Origin of the sequence: Halomonas sp. S3-1-1 (genome assembly GCF_023757625.1) — a bacterium.
GTDB lineage: Bacteria > Pseudomonadota > Gammaproteobacteria > Pseudomonadales > Halomonadaceae > Vreelandella.
Map to the genome: position 1 here is coordinate 73,090 of NZ_JALGBZ010000005.1, position 17,475 is coordinate 90,564.

Here is a 17,475-nt window from a genome sequence, read left to right on the forward strand (position 1 = left end):
TTTGCCGATCAGTCTCGAGCGCAGATGATGGTGACGATGACATCGGCATCAGAAGAAGCCGCGCGCGGCGTTATCTACCGGTCGCCCAAGGACACGAGCCGCTTTCTGGCGAACAACAACTTCTCGGTCAACGAGCCTGACGAAACCTACGACCCCGAGCGGCGAAACCCTAGCCGCAGCGAGATTCTGGCCAATGCCCGGCGAGCTATTGCCGCCCTGCGCCCCGGCGACGTGTTTTATGCCGTGAATACCACTCCCTATGGCGAGGTGCTGGAAAGCGGCAGCTCGACGCAGGCGCCGCAGGGTATATACGGCCTGACTGCTAACGACCTCAACGAGAAATTTGGCTGATGAATCCCTCATTTGAATCCATCCGAATCGCCATTGAGTCCCGCTTGGCGTCGTGGGATGGCGTGCCGGTGCTCTATGACGGATCGCGATCACCTAACACGCAGGACGCGAGAGACACGCGTGACGTTACCAATGCCATCAGGAATAGCACGGCATGGGTGCGCTGTACGATCCAGCATGGCAGCAGCTTCACCGCCGGCGTCGGTAGCGCTCCCTGCGTTCGCCGAACGGGGCTCATCAGTTTTCAGATTTTTACGCCCGAGCATCAGGGTTCTCATCCAGCCGCCCTACTAGCAGATTCGCTCGCCCAGCACTTCGAGTACCACCAGGACGGCAACTTCGAAACGCTTGCAGCATCGGCTCAACGTGTCGGACCGACTGACGGCTGGTACCAATACAACGTGACCTGCCCCTTCCGGGCTGGATAGCGCCCACCCAGCACCACCACCAACCGCCTTCGTGGCGGTTTTTTTGTATCACCACCACGAGGTAACACGATATGGCAGCATCCAATTTGGTGCGCATCGCCTACCGCGCCGCCGGCAGTAGCGGCCCCTGGCAAATCCTGCGCCGGACCAACGACGCACTGACAGCGGGCACTGAGGTTCAGCGCTCAGACGAGATTCGCTCGGATCGCCAGCGCTCGGGGCAAAAAGTCACGACGATCACCGCCGGCGGCACCCTGGACGTAGAGCTGAGCGCTGGCTCATACGACGATTTTCTGGCCGCTGCTCTATGCACGAGCTGGGTCGACAACGTGCTGACCGTCGGCACTACGCCGGTGCGCTTCGACGTACTCAAGAGCTACATGGATAGCGACGAGCACATCATGTTCACCGACATGGAAGTGGGTCAGTTCTCGATTTCTGCCGACTCCGGCCAGAAGATCACCGGTCAGATCACATTCATGGGCCGCGCAGTTGATGCTGACTACGACCCGAGCAGCGATACGTTCCTCGACGAAACCACCACGATCATTTTCGACGCATCGAGCAACCTGAATGGCGTGCTGGTCGATGGTGCGCCGCTGGTCAATACCTGCTTCAAATCGTTGGGCCTGACGATCAACGCCAACCTGCAAACCGATCAGTGCATCGGCTCGCAGTTCCAGAACCACTTCCTAGGTAGCTCGGATATCACAACCACAGGCACCGTCCGCATGGCTTCGTCCTCGCTCGACCTCTGGCGCCGCTCCATCGCCAACGAACCCATCGAAATGTCGTTCATGATGGGCGCGAACGGCTACACCTACGACTTCGCGCTGGGTCACGTTGATCTGTCCACCGAGCCGCCTTCTGGCGCACTCGACGCCATTCTGGACATGAGCATCGAGGGTACGGCGGCTGTTGCCGAGAATGGCGAAATGATCACCGTAACCCGCACCGTGCCCGCCGAAGCCGGCGCGTAACTCTTTGGCCCCGCCGCTGCTTGTCCGTGGCGCGGGGCCTCTTTTCTAACGGACTGATACTTCTAACGGATAGAGGAAATACCCATGGCATTCCGCATTGACAAATACGACGCATCCAAATTTGAAGACGGCGAGTGGTGCGAAATTCTGGGCGGCGAGTTCAAGATTGCCCGGATGCACAACGCTGTCTATCGCGACGTGAAGCGCAAGCTGGACAAGCGCTACGAGAAGGATTTTGGGCGCGAGCTGACCGCCGAGCAGGAGGACCGCAAGGAGGCCCAACTTGTCGCCGAAGGCCTAATTCGCGATTGGCGCGATGTAACAGCGCTGAACGCAGACGGCGAAGAAGAGCCGGTGGCCTACTCCATCGAAGCCGTGGCTGACCTGCTGCAAAACCGCCCGGACGTGGTGCCGTACATCGCACAAAAGGCCGTCGACCTCGAGCGCTTCGACCGCGAAGAAACCGATAACCAAGCAAAAAAGCCTCGAGCTTCCTCCGCTGGCAAAGCCAGTTCCAGCGCGAAGGCCAAAGCCTCCTAGAGGCGCAGGAGGAATACGCAACAGACTGCGAGTTCTTGGGCGTCGAACCGGACGCCCCGGAGTTGGATGAGCGCACGTCATTCTGGATGAATGCGTTCTCCATACTTCACCGCACACGGCAGCCGGGTATGAGCGGTATCACGCCGATCAACCCGGTTACGGTGCTTGACCTAGCCGAGCGGCTGGAGTGGCCGTGTGATCCCGACGAGGCGCTATCTGTGGTAATCGCCATGGATGACGCCTTTCGGGAAATCAATCAGCCGAAAGACGAGAACAAGGCCGCCTGACCGGGCGGCTTTTTCGTATGCGCCATGCCCGGCGCGATCAACCAAGAGTCTCTCAGGATGGAGCTTGGAGGAGTGCCGGTGGCTGCATCGGGCCTCTCTTGGGCTGGCATCTCTTGGGCAACAGGCTCTATCGCTAAGAGGTATTAACGATGCAACACATCATCTCTGAATCAGAATATGCCCACATGGTAGCTGCCGATAATGGCGCTGCTGTCACTACCTCAATGAAAATCGCTGAGTATTTCGGTAAGCGGCATAAAGATGTGCTGAGGCGCATCAAGACGTTGAGATGCTCCAAGGAGTTCGCGGAGCGCAATTTTGCGCTTTGCTTTCATATCAATAAGTTGCAGAACGGAAAGAGAACGCCAGTCTACAAAATAACGCGTGACGGGTTCTTTTTCTTGGCCTTCGGCTTCACTGGAGAGAAGGCTGATGTGATTAAGGAAGCGTATATCAATGCCTTCAACTGGATGGCAGATCGATTGCGCTCCTATGATCACCGCCGCAATGAACTGACGGCGCTCTACAAAGCCGGTCAGCACTCCGCTAGCCTGTGCGGGCGCGGGCTAAGCCGCTGGAAGCAAGACAAGCGAGACCTCGAAGAACAAATTGAAATCGTGGAGCAGGAGGGGCAGCTTCCCATCCCCTTCCTTGATGCGCCTTACTCTATCAGCGAGGTGGCGTAATGGACTGGCTGACCAAAGAACAAGCCATAGAGCGCTTCATGCTTGGCGAGGATGTTATGACCGCCATGATCAACCTTCCCTTTCTGGTTGGACTGATACACGAAGCGCTTGAAAGAGATGGTCACCACATAGAAATTCAGCGCGTCTGGAGTGAAGTTATTACCCCGCCTCTTCAGGAGGCGGGTTGTACTCAGGCGGTAGGTGGCGATGACCGCTTCCAGTTGCCTACAGCGGTATACCTTCATTACGCCGACTGGATGGCCCGCATTGAGGTGCTGATGGGTATCAATATTGAGGCTGATATTATCCCCGACTGGCGGCCCCATAACCCATGCGTAAGTACTGTATCTAGCGCAATGGCGTCAGTGGCTGCCAAGGTGTCTATAGCCGCCTCCAGGGCTTATGAGGAGAAGCATGGCCACTCAATGGCGCAAGTCCTCATTACGTCGATGGAAACCGGCGAGGATTTCGACCAAGTACAGGCACGACTCACCGCCAAGAGCCGAGGGCTTGAAGTGGTTAAGTAGCCCGCCAAACCCCACCTAGGCCTCCCCTGCCCTTAGTCTTTTGCTCAGCAAAACTAGACGCCATCCCGAGGTGTGCATAACATGACAGCTCTACTTTATGAAAAAGAGGCCTCCGCGATGGCGTCGTATCAAGATATGCAGCAAGCGTTTAAGAATCAAAGGGACGCCCAGTATTCCTACTTCTCTGATCTAAAACGCATTCTTGATGTGGTGGTAAGCGGATATGCGGATCACGTGTCCGGCGGCGCGCCTTTGAATGAAAAGCCAGAAGTGGCCTATGGATATAAAGGCTACGACAAGTTTGAGCGATCACCACAGGATAAGCAGGCAAGCCTCGTAGGCGATGTTATGTCAGCCTCTATAGGCGTCAAAATCAAAGAGTCCAAGAGTTCACTTTCTAGCGCTTGGGTGCTGGTAGTGATCAGCTTAAAGCGAGTAGATGGCTCTTATTTGGCCAGCATTTGCCCCGCAGATCGGCAAGATGTTGATTGCGTCGAGGCGAGGCTCAGGGATGCTTCCGAAGTTAATGATGTTTATGAGGCCATGACGGCAGTCATCATGGGCGTGCTTGATCCGTCGATATACGAATAACAAGGGGGAAGCATGAGCCTAGACATGACAGCCTACGACATGGCCAAGGTAAAAGGCGGTGTCTGGCACGATATCCGTGGCGGCATGTTCAAGATTGCCTATCTGAGCGATAGCGCTGCCGAGCGAATCGAGAAGATCGAGCGCGACGGCAAAGCCAGAGGTGAAGCCCAAACGGACATCGTATGGAAGCAGTGCGACGTTTTGGCTAACGAGGTCATGAAGGACTGGCAACAAGTCGATGGCAAGGATCAGCACGGCAACACCGTCGCTATCCCTTTCTCGAAAGAGGCTGCCAGGCAGCTACTCAAGACAGACATGGATCTATCTGCCGACATTCTTCGCCGGTCGCGCTTGTCCTACCACTTCCGCAAAACGGGTGGCAAATGATGAGGGTTGTCGCGCTTTTTTTGAGCACGCTGATGCTGATTGGATGCAGTGATGAAGCATACACGCCCAACCCTCCCCAGCCAGATACATCTATTACCGCTGGGGATGAAGGGGTATTAAGATACGCGAGCTACATATGCGACTCAGTAGAGCTTTATGAGATTGGCATAGGCGAGGCTACTGACGAGGCAATGGCTTCCCTATGGGAAGCCTATGACAAAGGCCATTGCCTGCCCGAAAACACCGAAAACCTCCCCTATAGAGTGGTTGAAACAGGACCGGTATTAGAGGGGGGCTCTGGCTGCCACCTCCGCTATATGACAACAATAGATACAGAAGATTACGGAGTGCTATATGTTTCGAGCGACAAAGTACCTGGTATCACGCAAGAGCAAATTGATTACCGCGTCCAATGCAGAGAAAAGCTAAGAGCGCAGAATAGCTAAAGCGACACAATGACCCACAGCCGCCTCCGGGCGGTTTTTTATTGCCCGCCATTTGAGCGGGCTTTTTCGTTTCTGGAGGCGGCATGTCTTACGAATCGAGGCTGAGCATAGTAATTGACAGCCGCAGCGCCCAAGGCTCACTAAAGCGGCTGGAAAGCGATTTAGGAAGAACGCAGGCTGCGGGCGAAAAAGCTTTCTCGGGGCTTCAGAAAGGAGCAATGGCTTTTGGTGCGGCTTTTGCTGCTATCGGTGCGGGTGCCGCTTTCAAGAGCACGATCAGCACGATCGTAGACTTCCAGACCGAAGTATCGGGATTGCAGGCAGTGGCTCGCGCCTCGGTTGAGGATCTGGCGCGTCTAGAGCAGCAGGCCCGCCTTCTGGGTGCGACAACCGCTTACGGTGCCAACCAAGCCGCGCAAGCGCAAAAGTTTCTCGCTCAGGGCGGTCTGGAAGTTAACGAAATTCTTGGCGCAACGCCTGAAGTAATGCGCCTTGCTCAAGCGGGTATGCTGGGCTTGGGTGAAGCGGCGGATCTTGCGACAGACGTACTAGAGGCAATGTCTTTACGGATTTCTGACATTGGCCGCATAGGTAACGTGCTTGTAGCAACAAGCCAGGCGGCAACAACCGATGTATCTGCGCTGGGCGAAGCTCTTTCGTACTCAGCGGGCCAATCAGCTAACTTCGGACTTTCACTCGAAGAAACGGTTGCGGCACTAGGAAGAATCTCTGGCACAGGCGCAAAAGGAAGTCGTGCGGGCACAAGTCTAGTTGCGGTCTTTGCACGACTCAGCAATATATCCAGCGAATCTGTGGAAATGCTTAAGAGGCAAGGCATCGCTATCTCAGACTTGGATATTGAAGCTCGCGGCTTCATCCCGGTGCTTGAGACGCTTGCAGGAGCGAACCTAAGCGCAACAGAAAGCCAAAAACTCTTTGGTGAAACGGCAGCCGCAGGCGCTAATGCCCTGATTAAGGGGCTGCCAGCTTACCGAGAACAAATAGCAGCTCTTCAAGAGGTTGATGGTCTCGCCCAACAGGCAGCCGAGACCATGACCAACAACCTTGGCGGCGCCTTCAAGGGCTTGGGTTCTGCTATCGCTGAATCAAACCTGCAGCTCGGTGATTCAGGTTTGACCAAAACGCTGGATGCTATGATCAAGACCGGCACCGGGGTCGTTCAAATCTTCAACGGTATGGGTGACGAGTGGGCAGCCGGCACCCAAGATGGCGAAAAATTCCTCGCTACAGCTCAATCGCTGGTATCGACGCTTGAGGTGCTAGCCATTGTAGGGGGCGCACGTCTTACGACCGCCTTACTGTCCGCCGCCGGGGCGCAAATGCAAGGCGTCACCGCTGCACAAGCGCGCCTTACTGCCGAAGCGTCTGCGGCGTCCGCAGTGGCTCGCAGGACAGCCGCAGAAGCGCTGGCTGAAAAACGTTTGCTCGGTCGAGCCATGGCTGAAGCGCGGGCGACACAAGGCACGGCTGCGCATACTGCCGCTTTGAATGCGCTGAACATTCAGCGTCAGCGTTCTATTCAGGCATCCGCAGCCAACACGGTGGCGATCAACGCTGAGGCAGCGGCCATGAACCGCGCATCCGTAGCCGCCCGAGGCCTCGCTGTGGCAGGTCGAGCGGCGACCAGTGCGCTGACCCTTGTAGGCGGCCCCCTCGGCCTTCTCATCGGGGCTGGCGGACTGCTCTACGCCTTCCGCGACGAGCTAAACATCACCAGCCAGCGCGTGGGCCTGACCGAAGAACAGGTTATGGACTTCCGCAGCGAGCTGAGCGGATTAGCCAACGATAGCTTTACCGGCATTCTGAGCGATCTACATGCCGAACTGGACGCAGCGACGCTCAAGGCAGCGCACGCTCGCGAAGAACTGGCGGCTTTGCGCGCCGAGCGTACCCAGGGTGAAGGCGCTCGGGCCATGTTCCAGACACTGGAGCGCGGCGGGTATGAAGCGGAGCTGAACGGCTTACGCGCTGTTGAGCAGGCAGAAGGCCGCATTATCCAGATCAATCAGCGGCTCGCCGCCGCCAAGGGCGAAGTAGCCAGCCGCATTGAGCAAAGCGCTAATGCCATGGTGGTCTACGGCGAGCGCGTCGAAACGACAGCCGACCAAACGCGCCTTGCGAGCGAGGCCACCAACAAACTGTCTGACGCCACCAAAGCCGCCAACGAAGCCGAGCGCGAACGCCAGCGCGTGCTCGACGACTCGATCAGCGCCTACGCTGACCTGAACAAGCAGCTATCCCCTGCCGGCGCTGCGATGGCGGACTACAACGACACCGTTGCACGTTTGACGGTGGCGTATGAGGCCGGCACCAAGAGTGCACTCGAATACTACGCTGCTATCGGCCAGGCTGCACGGAACTACAACGAAGCCGTGCGCGCGGCTGATCCGAATATCAAGCGCGTCGAGGATCTGAGCAACCAGTACGACCGAGCCTTCGCTCGTGGTCAGCAGCTCACCAAAGCCATCGACGACATCAACGCGGCCTACCGCCGGGGCGACGTGACCGGCGAGCAGTACACCCGCATGATCGGCAACGTGCGCGACGAGATGCAGCAGCTCGCGCTCGAGGCCGACCCGGCCGCGCAGGAAATGGCCCGGGCGTGGGAAGAGGCATCCAATCGCATCGACGAGACATTTGCCGATGCCTTTGCAGGCGCTTTCGACTCGTTCGATTCGTTTGCCGATCAGCTTCTTGATGGATTTAAGCGTCTACTCTCTGAGCTGGCCTACCAGGCCACGCTGAAGCCGATTGTGGTCGGATTCACCCAGGATATTCAGGGGCTAATGCAGGGCGGGCGCGGCGGTTTCGGTAACACCATCGGCGCGGCCCATGGTGTGTTCAGTGCCGGATCCTCTCTGATGGGCTCTGGCGCCTCTGCGGGTGGCCTGTACGCCAATGCCGCGACCGGCAGTGCCATTGGCTCGGCGGGAATCATGTCGTCGATCACCGCAGGCGTCAGCGCGGCTATGCCGTGGATTGCGGGCGGGCTGGCTATCGACTCTCTGCTCGGCGGTAAAATAACTGGCGCGATCAGCGGATTGTTCGGTAGCGAAACGAAGCCGCGCCTCAATGTCAGCACCTACGGCAGCGCCGATCAATTCGGCCATGATTCCTACGCCCAAGGCGCGTTCGGCGCCGTCGGATTCAGCCGAGGCACCCGTCGAAGCGACGAACTGTTCGGCGGTATCGAACAGGAGCGCGAATGGCTGGCCAGCGTCGCAGCTATGGACGACATGCTGGCCAGTGTGGCGCGCTCACCTGAGCAGCTGGATGCGATGACGCAGGCAGCAAACCACTTCATCGTCACCGCTGGCAACGCGCAATCTGCCACTGACATGCTGTCCAACCGGACGCTGCACATTGCGGGCGTAATTGATAACCAGTTTGCGGGGTCTCTTCGCGGTTTAGGTCTGAGCGCCGAGGAAGTGACTAGCCGAGTCGTGACAGCGACCGAGGCCATGCGCCTCGTTGAGTCAGCCAGCGGCCGACTCAATCTGCAATACGACGCCAGCGCGCAGAACGCGCTCAGCCTGGCCGATGCACTCGCGCAATACGCAGGCGGTGTCGAGAACCTGGCAAACATTCAGCAGGCCTACTACCAGGCAGTATTCAGCGATAACGAGCGCATGCAGCACAGCCTCGAGGACGTGCGAGGTTCATTGAATGCGTTGACGAGCGAGAACATCACCAGCGTTGAGCATCTTCGTCGGCTAGTAGAGGCGCAGAACCTGAACAGCGAGGCTGGCCAGCGGCTGGCTTATGACCTGATGGCTCTTGCGCCCGCACTCGCTCAGAGCAACGAGGCTGTTAAAGACGCGATTCGTCAGCAGTATCAGTCAGCGCTGGGGCGCGAGGCTGATGCTGTTGGCCTGGCCTATTGGTTCAGCCAAATAACGAACGGCGCACTATCCCTACGTGGCGCGCTGGACAACATTGCTGCGAGTAGCGACAAAGCGACTGATGCCGCTAACGGAACTGGCAGCGCTATCGATAATGCCGCCAATATCCTACGTGAGCGCGAGCAGCTGGAGCGTCAGTTGCTGACAGCGCTAGGCGATACAGAAGAGTTGCGTCGTCGCGAATTAGCTGCGCTGGATCCCAGCAATAGAGCTATTCAGGAGCGACTGTACGCCATTCAAGATGAACGCGATTATCTGGATGGCCTGCATCGTCAGCAAGAAGAGCGCATCCGCACCATCAATCAAGAGCGCGATGCCATGGCCCGCGCTCGCGAGCAGTGGCAGTCGTTAGGTAATAGCATCCAAGGGTGGATTGACGGCCTGAATGCTTCGGATGCGGGCCTAGGAACCCCGCGTGAACAGCTCGATGCTGCCGATTCTGCTTTCTGGGCGCAGTACGAAAAGGCGCTGGGCGGCGACCGCAATGCCCAGCAGTCGATCACGCAGTACGCTGACCGCTATGCCGAAAATCTGCGCGAAATGTACGCTAGCGGCACTGGCGCTGTTAATGGGATTGATGAGATTCGCGATGCGCTATTGCGCTTGCCCGAGCAGCTGACGCCGGAAGATTTTCTGGCCGATGAGTTCCGCAAAGCAATTGATGAGCAAACCGAGCGGTTAACCAACATTCTCGATCTGAATAGCGATGGCGTTGTATCAGCGATTGAACGCTCTACAACAGCGGAGTGGAGCGCTACTGATCGTTTAAACAGCGTCATTCATCAGGAAATGCGCCGTCTTGGTACTACGGTTCTGACTGAAAGCCAAGTGCGTGCTGCTCTGCGGCCGCATGCGACTGACGCTGAAATCAATCGTCTCATTGCCAGGGTTGACCGCAATGGCGATGGCCTCATAAGTCGCCAGGAGCTGACCAATGCACGGCTTGATGCGCTCGGCGGCGGTATCGCCAAATCGCTTCTGCCGCTATTCAGTGAGATTGACCTTGATGCCAGCGGACTCATTGATTACGGCGAATTCAGCCGGGCATTTGATGGGATGGCCACCGATGAAACGCTGAGCCAAATATTCGGCTTGATTGATGCTAACGGCGATGGGCAGCTGAGCTATCTGGAGGCTATCGCGTCGAGCAGCAGCACGCTCGTTCAGCTCTGGGCTAAGCAGCAACCTGCTAGCAGTCAAAGCGCAATTTCTGACATCACCAAGATGTATGAAAGGGCGCTCGGTCGCGCTCCTGATCTTCCTGGGCTGCAATACTGGATCAATCAGTGGTCGTCTGGCGCATCGCTCAGCACGATTGAGCAGTCAATTCAGCAGCACGTAGGCAGGGACCCCGGCGGTAAAAATAGTGGCTCCAGCAGCTCTGGCGGAAAAAAGCCTCGCCCGTTCTGGGATCGCGTGGCCGATGCGTCGATGAGCAAGACCAATCGGGAATGGATGGAGCATTTTAAAGCCGACAACCGCATCGCGGAGGCTGAGCGTCTTATCAGGGATGCAGGAATCAAGATTCCAGCATACGCCACAGGCGCGTGGGACCTGCCTGGAGATCATCTAGCCCAAGTGCACCAAGGCGAGTTCATCGCCCCGAGCGCCGGAGGTATTGCTGACGAGTTCCGTGCATATGCATCGGGCAACTATCACGCCGAGCTGATGGGTGAAATGGGCGCCTTGCGCGCCGATGTAGCCCCGGCGCTTCATGCATTTCCTTTGCTCAATTTCAGCGATGTCACGCAGGTGATGCGCGACATGCAGCGCACGATTGAGCGACAGGGCCAGCAGCTAGCGAGACTGCTGGGCGAAGGTAACCAGAACACCCGGGACACTGCCAACGCTACAGCAAAAGCAGCTCAAGAAGCGCGTCGCCAGCGCGACGCTCAGCTACGCGAAACCGAGAATCAGAGCCGTACCATGCGGCTGCAGAAAAGAGGAGCTTTGGCATGACGACAGCTGAATACGATCTTTGGCTGTCGGACCTCGACGCCCCGCGAGTACTGCTCGCGGAGCTCGACCATTCTGGCGGCACGCAGTACGTGGCCACGGCGCCTTTTATCTCAAAACCCACCGACAGCGACCCTAATCGAATCTATGACGACTGTCTCGACGCGGCGATAGACATATCAACGCGGATAGATGGCCTGATCGGATTTGGTGAGGTTGCCATGGTCGATGATGGCTCACTCACGGACTGGATACCGCTACGCTGGCAGGGTCACCCGATACGTCTGTATCTGGGCGGCCCGGACTGGCCGCGTGATGATTTCCGCCTGCTCGCCCAGGGTGTGAACGGTGGCATCATCACCGCTCGTCAGGGTGAGCTACGGTTTGCGATGAACGACCAATCGGCTCGGCTGGATGAGCCTATAGACACCGGGCAGTTACCCAACGATGGTGGCCCTGTACCGCTCGCGCTCGGCAGCATCTACAACGCCCCGGCGTATCTGCTGCAACCTGATCCGTATGAGTGGAAAGCATCTTTTTTGCCGGTCACGTCGCTGCGCCCAAAATCCAATGGCAACGCCAGCGTGTCGTACACGGCAAACCTGCAAAACGGCTCGTTCGTACTCGGCGCAGGGCTCGATAACGCAACGCTGACAGTCGACATCGAAGAGCAGACGAACACCCCTGCTCGCGTCGCTCAGTGGGTTGCTATGCAGTACGGCATCACGGTCGGGCAGATCGAAATGCCCGGCTACCGCGTGGGACTCTACTACAACAGCGAGGTGTCAGGCCGGCAGATCCTTGATGATCTTTGCGATGGCATGGGTGCCTACTGGTTCCTGGATGCTACCGGCCGGCTGATTGTCCGGCAGCACAAAGCTCCCGGGTCAGCCACGCTCACGATGGTGGGTGACGATATCGTCGATGCCGCTATCCAGCTCTCCAGCACTGAGCAGCCATGGCAATCGCTCACACTGCGCTGGCGGCGCAACTATCAGACGCTGAGCAACGTGGCGGGCGTGGTCAGCGCTGACGAACGCGCTCGGCTGACGCGCGAATGGAGTGAGCATAAGGCATCTCAATCGGTCAGTGGATACCCTTTAGTCGAAAAAGTATCTCGGGACACATGTATACAGCGTCAATCAGATATTGTGACCGAGACAAACCGACTGCTTGGTTTACACAGTGTCCGCCGCGACACGTACAGCATCGAGGCGTTTACACCGCCCGTTGACGTTGGCATGACGCTCGCCATCGACATGCCCCCGCTAAACGCCCGCGCGTGCCGACTAATCGCTGTCTCCCGCTCCCCCACCCGGCGCGGCGGCTCAACCAATCTGGAGGTCTGGCTATGAGCCAAAACCTGCGCATCATATTCGATAATGTGCATGATCGAGCTGCGCTAACAGCAACGAGCGCCGCGTTGCCGGCGGCATACACCCAGCGGTCGGGGCGTAGCTACGTGTGGCGTTCCGCCAATCTCAACCAGCAGGTCATTACCGCAACGCTGATGCCTGCGACCTACCTCAATTCGCTGGTCATCTATCAACACAACCTGAGCGTTGCGGCCCGAGTCAGGTTTGAGGGGCTTTTGGGCGGCTCAGTCGTGGCTGATACCGGGTTTCGCTTGCCATCCGAGATCAAACCGCTGGGCGAGTGGGTCGTCGGTGTCGACCCTTGGGGCACGAGCAATCTAGCGATGCTACCCGTTCGCCAATTCGTTATCTGGCTGCCGGAAATCACGCTCTGCGACAGCTACCGTATCACGATTCAGGATCCGCAAAATCCGGACGGCTATATGCAGATTGGGCGCATTTTCGCGGGCCAGTATTACTCCCCCGAGAACAATGCGACCTATGGGCTTGGTTTCGAGCTTGAAGAATTCGTCGAGCAAGTGCGAACAGCAGGTAAATCACTTCGCTCGGTCGGCGAAGGCTCGGCCCGCGTCATTTCGTTTGACCTCGACATGCTGAAAAAAACCGGCATGGAGGATCTAGCACTCAACTTAATGACAAACAGCAAGCGAAAAGAGGTGTACGTCAATATGTGCCCCGAACAGGGCGGCGTTACCGAAGCGATTTACGCCTTTGTCGCCAAACGACGCTCTAACTTTTCGCAAACAAACAACTACTTCAACAACTGGGCAAACTCTCACGTATTCGAGGAGGCATGATGGCCACGCTTATTAATCCGGTTCCTGATTTTCGGCAGTACAATTTCCAAGTTGGCGACACTACGGAAGTAGTCACAAAACAGAACGGCCAGAATTCCGCGCTTGAAAAACTAGGCCGCGATATTAACACCACGGTCGATAGCATTAATAAGGACGTTCAAGACATAGATAGTTATCGCCAAGGCATAGACCCGGCGAATATTGTTCATGCGCCAGGGAGCGGGTTGGCGAATGAGGCTGGTGAGGCATATAGCCGAGGCGTTGTTGGTGGTAGTGGCGACCTGATGGCGGGGGGGGCATACGGGCTTGGCGGCAGCGGTATATTGCTAGAAAATTTTAACTCACCGGCTGAAAAGAGCTATTTTTATGCAGGAGCTGGGTTGTCTAGCAGCAATGAGCCAACACCATTGGCCCCATTTTGGCCCGGAGTTGTTGTGCACAGGGCGTCATCAAACAAATCCTCAATACTAGCTCTTTCAAATGACGGAATGACTCTCAGAACAATGGAGGGATTAACTGTATATCCTGATCAGCGGATGTACAGTAATAGAAATATCCTGGGTACAGTTTCTCAGTCATCGGGATTACCTACGGGTGCGATAATTGAGCGAGGTAGTAATAGCGATGGCGATTACACAAAATATGCAGACGGGACGCTAGTTTGCAGACTTTCCTCCTCAGCTGGTAGAACTATAGACGCCACTATTCAGGTGGATGGGAACACCTACAGGTCAAACTCTGCAACAGCATGGAATTACCCGCTACCATTTTTCAGTGAGCCGGTTTGTCATGTTCAAATAAGGCTTGACTTAGATATATTGGGGGTTGCAAAAGCCCCTAACAATAGTAGCTGTATTATTGGTGCAATTAGTTTTAGCGGGAAAAAGACGGGGCAAACGTACAGCGCTATCGCTTTCGGTTACTGGTATTGAGGATATACAAATGAAGATCAAGTTTTTAGCAAAAGGCCTTACTCCGGTTTCCTACAACATCAACGGAAGCTTAATAAATGGCGTTGACACTTCTTTGTTTACAGAGGGTTCCGTATTTGTAGGCAATGAAGATACTTATATCGCGGGCATTTACGGGATGCTCTGGGAAAACGGCGTCTTGCACGTAATACTAGGGCAGATGACTAAGGGATATCAGATACCTGGGTGCTGTTCGGACTGGTGGGAAGGTGATTGGATTGACGCTTCTGATTATGACCCTGAGCAGTGTTATGTTGTTGCAACTGATCCTGAGGTGTCAGCTATGCTGTCTGCTGGCGATGCTGAATATTGGCGAGATCCGGCAGATGGACGATGGACGGTTCGGTTAGTTGATAAAGGAGACAATAGCAATGGCTGACTGGATGGTAAGCCCTGGTGAGGCGGCTGAGTCAAATAAGACAAAGCTCTATCAAGATCTCGAGTCTCGCAGGAAATTCGCCGAATTGGAGGGCGTCGTGATCAATGGCGTACCGTTTTTTGGTGATCCAGCAAATCGGGCAGCGCTGCTTGAGTCGGTACAATTCGCCCGCGAGGAGGGCCGGGAGGCGTTCGAGAAGTGGAAGGACTCAGCCGGGAAATTCCACCGCGACTACCCTTTATCATGCGTTGAAAACGGGCTGCGCGTAATTGGTGACAGGCGCGGCAAGCTGATTGCGCGGGAGGCGGAATACGCCGCGCAGATTGAATCAGGCGAGCTAACGAGCGTCGAGGGATTGGACTGGAGCGTTTAGCCTCGCTGCTCGCTACTCGCTGCTCGCCGCCGACGCCGCCTAGAGCGGTTTTTTTGTGCCCAAAAACCAGGAGCCAAGCCATTTCCCAATCCCCCCCCCCAGATCGACAAACTCAACGATGCTGCCCGGTCCGCCCGGGAGAAAATGGACGCCTGCCGTACAGCAGGCCATCCCGCCAGGGACTCTCGTGGCCGCTAAGCCGGGGCCCGAGTTCGTGGGCCGATACGAGGCGCTCGAGTAACCGCGGTACAGCCACGCCCAGGTGCTGGTGAAAAACACCGAGACCGGCGTCGAGCGCCGGGTGGGGTATCAGCAGGTGCAGCTGACCGACTATAAGGGCGCTGGACGCACGGTCTGACCGCGCTCGCCAGCGGGCCGCTGTGCTAAGCGCCACACGCCGACGCGATTCTGGTCGCGCCGCCGCAGTATGTTGGCCTGGGAGCCGGGATCCGCGACGTTGCCGATCGGATTGTACGCATCGCAGCGCCCGCTATAGAGTCGGTCGCCCCGGATGATGTGGTACTCGATGACGCGGCGCGGCAAGCTGGCATCAGTGAATTTCCGCCAGCCGCGCCGTTCCATGGCTTTGCGCCACTGGATCGCCTCATAGCTCACGTATCACCCGCACCAACAATCCCGCCCCTCGTGCCTGATTGACGCAATCAGCCGTCCCTCTACCGCCCGGAAATGCCACCAGATGCGTTGCATACGCGACCATTTGCGCGTTTCTGAGCGGCCCTGCCCTGCGCCCTAAATCCCAATCTGCCGGGAATCGCTTCATTGGCCAGCCGCGCTCTTGCGCATATCGCTCGCCTAAGGAATCCGCCCCGCTCGCCCCGCCGCTCACGATCTCGACGCACGACTGATTCGCAAATATCGCATCGAGCTTGCGCTTCATGAGCGCGTAGTCGTTGAATGCGCGGCCTCCGGCGATGATGCAGCGGATCATTCTCCATCTAGGCTAACGTCGCAGCCTGAATAGTGCCCTGTAGGGTATTTCTGCCCTAGCTCGTGATGCTCAATAATATGCAGCGATACCGACGTTGGCGTGTCGCCAAACTCTGCGCGTATCTCGTCAAACGCGGCATTCATGTGCTGGTCGATGATGGATTCCATCGCGCCTTTGGTCGAGCGGTATTGATCAATCGTGGTGTCGATGGTCATTGATCCTCCTTATCTACATTTTCTTCTAGCCATTCGATTACTTCGTCTTCACTCCATTCTGGGCTTGGCAATTCAGTCATTAAGAGGCGCGCAACCTTCTCTATCGCACGCCTCTCTCCATCGCGGTGTGCCGATTCAGCAATATCTGACATCCAGTTAAAAATATGCGGCGAAATTTCGGTATCAAATGTTTCGGACTGCTTTTGGTACTTCTCAGCTCTAATTTCATCGCTGTCATTATCTAATATTGCCGGGAAAACTGAATCCATATCCATCACCACTCCTCTGCCGTATCGGCGTTATCAATCCAAACTGCTATGGCTAGCATAGCGCTTTAGACTGGTGGTCGCATTTTGGTCGCACGGTATCTGCGGCAATATCGGTTATTGCCAGCATGGCGTAACTATAAATTATTGATTTATAAAGAAACCGCAGTGCAAGCGCAGCCCAGTTAATTATAGAAACGAACTTAAAATCTCTCGGGGGTAACCCCGTGCCGGTTCAAGTCCGGCTCCGGGCACCATCCATTATCCCCTTCTATTGAACGATCTCGAAGCCTTGCTTTACGTATCACCTCATGATCGTCCGACCTGTTTGCGCAACCCCCCCCCCGATTTTCAAAACCCTGACCTCTTTTCATCCGCGTGGCCGTTAGCCGAGCTAGTGGCCAGGGCGGTGCAGCAGCCGGCGAAGCGCACGATGATCGCTAGCCGACACGCTATCCGGCCAGAGCCAGAGTCGCGCGCCGCCCACGTCCAGCCCCAAAAGCCAGGGCCCGAGATAGTGACAGCGAAGCAAAACGGCTTCACTGGGCTCGCCGCACGCTTTTATCCAGCGCGCATAAAGCATCTCATCGAGCGCTTGAATCGAAAGCGCACCCGCAGGCTGGGCGCCCGCGTACAAGGCGACCACTCCCAGCAGTAAAAGCCAAACGGCAAGCACCAGAGGCGGCGGGGCGAACGTCAGCCCCACGCCCGCAAGCCCCGATGCCAGCAGCGCATGGATCGCTGGCGGGTAGTTAGAGCGTGCGATAGGCACTGTTATCGGTGGTTTCGGCATGCTCGACGATCATCTGTACCAGCCGGCGCAGGTCCGGGTCGGTGGGCCACTCGCGGTGCATCAGCCAAACGAAGAGATCCTGGTCCTCCTCCTCGATCAGACGCTGATAAACCAACCGGTCCTCTTTGGAAAGCGAATCGAAGCGCTTTTCGAGAAAAGGAATCAGCAGCAGATCCAGCTCCCACATGCCGCGACGCGAATGCCAATAAAGCCGTTTACGGAGGATGGCCTCCGGGGAAGTGTCATCGCTCAAC

21 protein-coding genes are annotated in these 17,475 nt (G+C 56.7%); 16 read left to right on the forward strand and 5 right to left on the reverse strand.

What is annotated here, in order from left to right; all coding sequences use genetic code 11:
• Positions 1-24: 24 nt before the first annotated feature.
• The 16 genes from MQW23_RS14900 (at position 25) to MQW23_RS14975 (ending at position 14,998) form a co-directional block, all read left to right on the forward strand.
• The gene (locus tag MQW23_RS14900) at positions 25-351 is read left to right on the forward strand and encodes a hypothetical protein (protein WP_252108996.1); all 327 of its coding nucleotides are present in this window, start codon (positions 25-27) and stop codon (positions 349-351) included.
• Entirely contained in the window at positions 351-779 is a 429-nt protein-coding gene (locus MQW23_RS14905; RefSeq protein ID WP_252108997.1) for a phage tail terminator-like protein, read from the forward strand. The genes MQW23_RS14900 and MQW23_RS14905 overlap by 1 nt, the downstream gene beginning before the upstream one ends.
• A gap of 71 nt (positions 780-850) precedes the next feature.
• On the forward strand, positions 851-1,759 hold the full coding sequence (locus MQW23_RS14910) for a phage tail tube protein (protein WP_252108998.1): 909 nt from the start codon (positions 851-853) through the stop codon (positions 1,757-1,759).
• Between the two features lie 84 nt (positions 1,760-1,843).
• Positions 1,844-2,299, forward strand: coding sequence for a phage-derived protein YdaY family protein (locus MQW23_RS14915; RefSeq protein ID WP_252108999.1), 456 nt, complete (start codon positions 1,844-1,846; stop codon positions 2,297-2,299).
• Between the two features lie 128 nt (positions 2,300-2,427).
• Positions 2,428-2,586 (forward strand): hypothetical protein, encoded by a 159-nt coding sequence (locus MQW23_RS14920; RefSeq protein ID WP_252109000.1) that lies wholly within the window; start codon positions 2,428-2,430, stop codon positions 2,584-2,586.
• A 149-nt stretch (positions 2,587-2,735) separates the two neighbouring features.
• The gene (locus MQW23_RS14925) at positions 2,736-3,272 is read left to right on the forward strand and encodes a Rha family transcriptional regulator (RefSeq protein ID WP_252109001.1); all 537 of its coding nucleotides are present in this window, start codon (positions 2,736-2,738) and stop codon (positions 3,270-3,272) included.
• Positions 3,272-3,799: a hypothetical protein gene (locus MQW23_RS14930; RefSeq protein WP_252109002.1), complete on the forward strand. Its 528-nt coding sequence runs from the start codon at positions 3,272-3,274 to the stop codon at positions 3,797-3,799. The genes MQW23_RS14925 and MQW23_RS14930 overlap by 1 nt, the downstream gene beginning before the upstream one ends.
• 81 nt (positions 3,800-3,880) lie before the next feature.
• The gene (locus MQW23_RS14935; protein ID WP_252109003.1) at positions 3,881-4,390 is read left to right on the forward strand and encodes a hypothetical protein; all 510 of its coding nucleotides are present in this window, start codon (positions 3,881-3,883) and stop codon (positions 4,388-4,390) included.
• A 24-nt stretch (positions 4,391-4,414) separates the two neighbouring features.
• On the forward strand, positions 4,415-4,777 hold the full coding sequence (locus tag MQW23_RS14940) for a phage-derived protein YdaY family protein (protein WP_252109004.1): 363 nt from the start codon (positions 4,415-4,417) through the stop codon (positions 4,775-4,777).
• Entirely contained in the window at positions 4,774-5,223 is a 450-nt protein-coding gene (locus MQW23_RS14945) for a hypothetical protein (protein WP_252109005.1), read from the forward strand. The genes MQW23_RS14940 and MQW23_RS14945 overlap by 4 nt, the downstream gene beginning before the upstream one ends.
• A gap of 83 nt (positions 5,224-5,306) precedes the next feature.
• Entirely contained in the window at positions 5,307-11,105 is a 5,799-nt protein-coding gene (locus MQW23_RS14950) for a phage tail tape measure protein (protein ID WP_252109006.1), read from the forward strand.
• Positions 11,102-12,457, forward strand: a complete 1,356-nt coding sequence (locus MQW23_RS14955) for a hypothetical protein (protein ID WP_252109007.1) — start codon at positions 11,102-11,104, stop codon at positions 12,455-12,457. Before MQW23_RS14950 ends, MQW23_RS14955 begins: the two co-directional genes overlap by 4 nt.
• The gene (locus MQW23_RS14960) at positions 12,454-13,275 is read left to right on the forward strand and encodes a hypothetical protein (protein ID WP_252109008.1); all 822 of its coding nucleotides are present in this window, start codon (positions 12,454-12,456) and stop codon (positions 13,273-13,275) included. Before MQW23_RS14955 ends, MQW23_RS14960 begins: the two co-directional genes overlap by 4 nt.
• Positions 13,275-14,207, forward strand: coding sequence for a hypothetical protein (locus tag MQW23_RS14965; protein ID WP_252109009.1), 933 nt, complete (start codon positions 13,275-13,277; stop codon positions 14,205-14,207). Before MQW23_RS14960 ends, MQW23_RS14965 begins: the two co-directional genes overlap by 1 nt.
• 10 nt (positions 14,208-14,217) lie before the next feature.
• On the forward strand, positions 14,218-14,625 hold the full coding sequence (locus tag MQW23_RS14970; protein ID WP_252109010.1) for a hypothetical protein: 408 nt from the start codon (positions 14,218-14,220) through the stop codon (positions 14,623-14,625).
• Positions 14,618-14,998, forward strand: coding sequence for a DUF4376 domain-containing protein (locus tag MQW23_RS14975; RefSeq protein WP_252109011.1), 381 nt, complete (start codon positions 14,618-14,620; stop codon positions 14,996-14,998). The genes MQW23_RS14970 and MQW23_RS14975 overlap by 8 nt, the downstream gene beginning before the upstream one ends.
• Before the next feature lie 604 nt (positions 14,999-15,602).
• Here MQW23_RS14975 and MQW23_RS19545 read toward each other — a convergent pair.
• The 5 genes from MQW23_RS19545 to MQW23_RS14995 all read right to left on the reverse strand — a co-directional run bounded on the left by MQW23_RS19545 (position 15,603) and on the right by MQW23_RS14995 (position 17,474).
• The gene (locus MQW23_RS19545) at positions 15,603-15,947 is read right to left on the reverse strand and encodes a DUF2493 domain-containing protein (protein WP_353653849.1); all 345 of its coding nucleotides are present in this window, start codon (positions 15,945-15,947) and stop codon (positions 15,603-15,605) included.
• Entirely contained in the window at positions 15,944-16,162 is a 219-nt protein-coding gene (locus MQW23_RS14980; RefSeq protein ID WP_252109012.1) for a hypothetical protein, read from the reverse strand. Before MQW23_RS14980 ends, MQW23_RS19545 begins: the two co-directional genes overlap by 4 nt.
• Positions 16,159-16,437: a hypothetical protein gene (locus MQW23_RS14985; protein ID WP_252109013.1), complete on the reverse strand. Its 279-nt coding sequence runs from the start codon at positions 16,435-16,437 to the stop codon at positions 16,159-16,161. The genes MQW23_RS14980 and MQW23_RS14985 overlap by 4 nt, the downstream gene beginning before the upstream one ends.
• Positions 16,438-16,822: 385 nt before the next feature.
• The gene (locus tag MQW23_RS14990) at positions 16,823-17,200 is read right to left on the reverse strand and encodes a hypothetical protein (RefSeq protein ID WP_252109014.1); all 378 of its coding nucleotides are present in this window, start codon (positions 17,198-17,200) and stop codon (positions 16,823-16,825) included.
• Positions 17,181-17,474, reverse strand: coding sequence for an FAD assembly factor SdhE (locus MQW23_RS14995; RefSeq protein WP_252109015.1), 294 nt, complete (start codon positions 17,472-17,474; stop codon positions 17,181-17,183). The genes MQW23_RS14990 and MQW23_RS14995 overlap by 20 nt, the downstream gene beginning before the upstream one ends.
• Between the last annotated feature and the right edge of the window lies 1 nt (position 17,475).

What these genes read in the sequence shown, in the direction of transcription:
- MQW23_RS14900 (WP_252108996.1), top strand. Translation starts at nt 25, where the DNA reads ATGATGGTGACGATGACATCGGCATCAGAAGAAGCCGCGCGCGGCGTT.
- MQW23_RS14905 (WP_252108997.1), top strand. Translation starts at nt 351, where the DNA reads ATGAATCCCTCATTTGAATCCATCCGAATCGCCATTGAGTCCCGCTTG.
- MQW23_RS14910 (WP_252108998.1), top strand. Translation starts at nt 851, where the DNA reads ATGGCAGCATCCAATTTGGTGCGCATCGCCTACCGCGCCGCCGGCAGT.
- MQW23_RS14915 (WP_252108999.1), top strand. Translation starts at nt 1,844, where the DNA reads ATGGCATTCCGCATTGACAAATACGACGCATCCAAATTTGAAGACGGC.
- MQW23_RS14920 (WP_252109000.1), top strand. Translation starts at nt 2,428, where the DNA reads ATGAGCGGTATCACGCCGATCAACCCGGTTACGGTGCTTGACCTAGCC.
- MQW23_RS14925 (WP_252109001.1), top strand. Translation starts at nt 2,736, where the DNA reads ATGCAACACATCATCTCTGAATCAGAATATGCCCACATGGTAGCTGCC.
- MQW23_RS14930 (WP_252109002.1), top strand. Translation starts at nt 3,272, where the DNA reads ATGGACTGGCTGACCAAAGAACAAGCCATAGAGCGCTTCATGCTTGGC.
- MQW23_RS14935 (WP_252109003.1), top strand. Translation starts at nt 3,881, where the DNA reads ATGACAGCTCTACTTTATGAAAAAGAGGCCTCCGCGATGGCGTCGTAT.
- MQW23_RS14940 (WP_252109004.1), top strand. Translation starts at nt 4,415, where the DNA reads ATGACAGCCTACGACATGGCCAAGGTAAAAGGCGGTGTCTGGCACGAT.
- MQW23_RS14945 (WP_252109005.1), top strand. Translation starts at nt 4,774, where the DNA reads ATGATGAGGGTTGTCGCGCTTTTTTTGAGCACGCTGATGCTGATTGGA.
- MQW23_RS14950 (WP_252109006.1), top strand. Translation starts at nt 5,307, where the DNA reads ATGTCTTACGAATCGAGGCTGAGCATAGTAATTGACAGCCGCAGCGCC.
- MQW23_RS14955 (WP_252109007.1), top strand. Translation starts at nt 11,102, where the DNA reads ATGACGACAGCTGAATACGATCTTTGGCTGTCGGACCTCGACGCCCCG.
- MQW23_RS14960 (WP_252109008.1), top strand. Translation starts at nt 12,454, where the DNA reads ATGAGCCAAAACCTGCGCATCATATTCGATAATGTGCATGATCGAGCT.
- MQW23_RS14965 (WP_252109009.1), top strand. Translation starts at nt 13,275, where the DNA reads ATGGCCACGCTTATTAATCCGGTTCCTGATTTTCGGCAGTACAATTTC.
- MQW23_RS14970 (WP_252109010.1), top strand. Translation starts at nt 14,218, where the DNA reads ATGAAGATCAAGTTTTTAGCAAAAGGCCTTACTCCGGTTTCCTACAAC.
- MQW23_RS14975 (WP_252109011.1), top strand. Translation starts at nt 14,618, where the DNA reads ATGGCTGACTGGATGGTAAGCCCTGGTGAGGCGGCTGAGTCAAATAAG.
- MQW23_RS19545 (WP_353653849.1), bottom strand. Translation starts at nt 15,947, where the DNA reads ATGATCCGCTGCATCATCGCCGGAGGCCGCGCATTCAACGACTACGCG.
- MQW23_RS14980 (WP_252109012.1), bottom strand. Translation starts at nt 16,162, where the DNA reads ATGACCATCGACACCACGATTGATCAATACCGCTCGACCAAAGGCGCG.
- MQW23_RS14985 (WP_252109013.1), bottom strand. Translation starts at nt 16,437, where the DNA reads ATGGATATGGATTCAGTTTTCCCGGCAATATTAGATAATGACAGCGAT.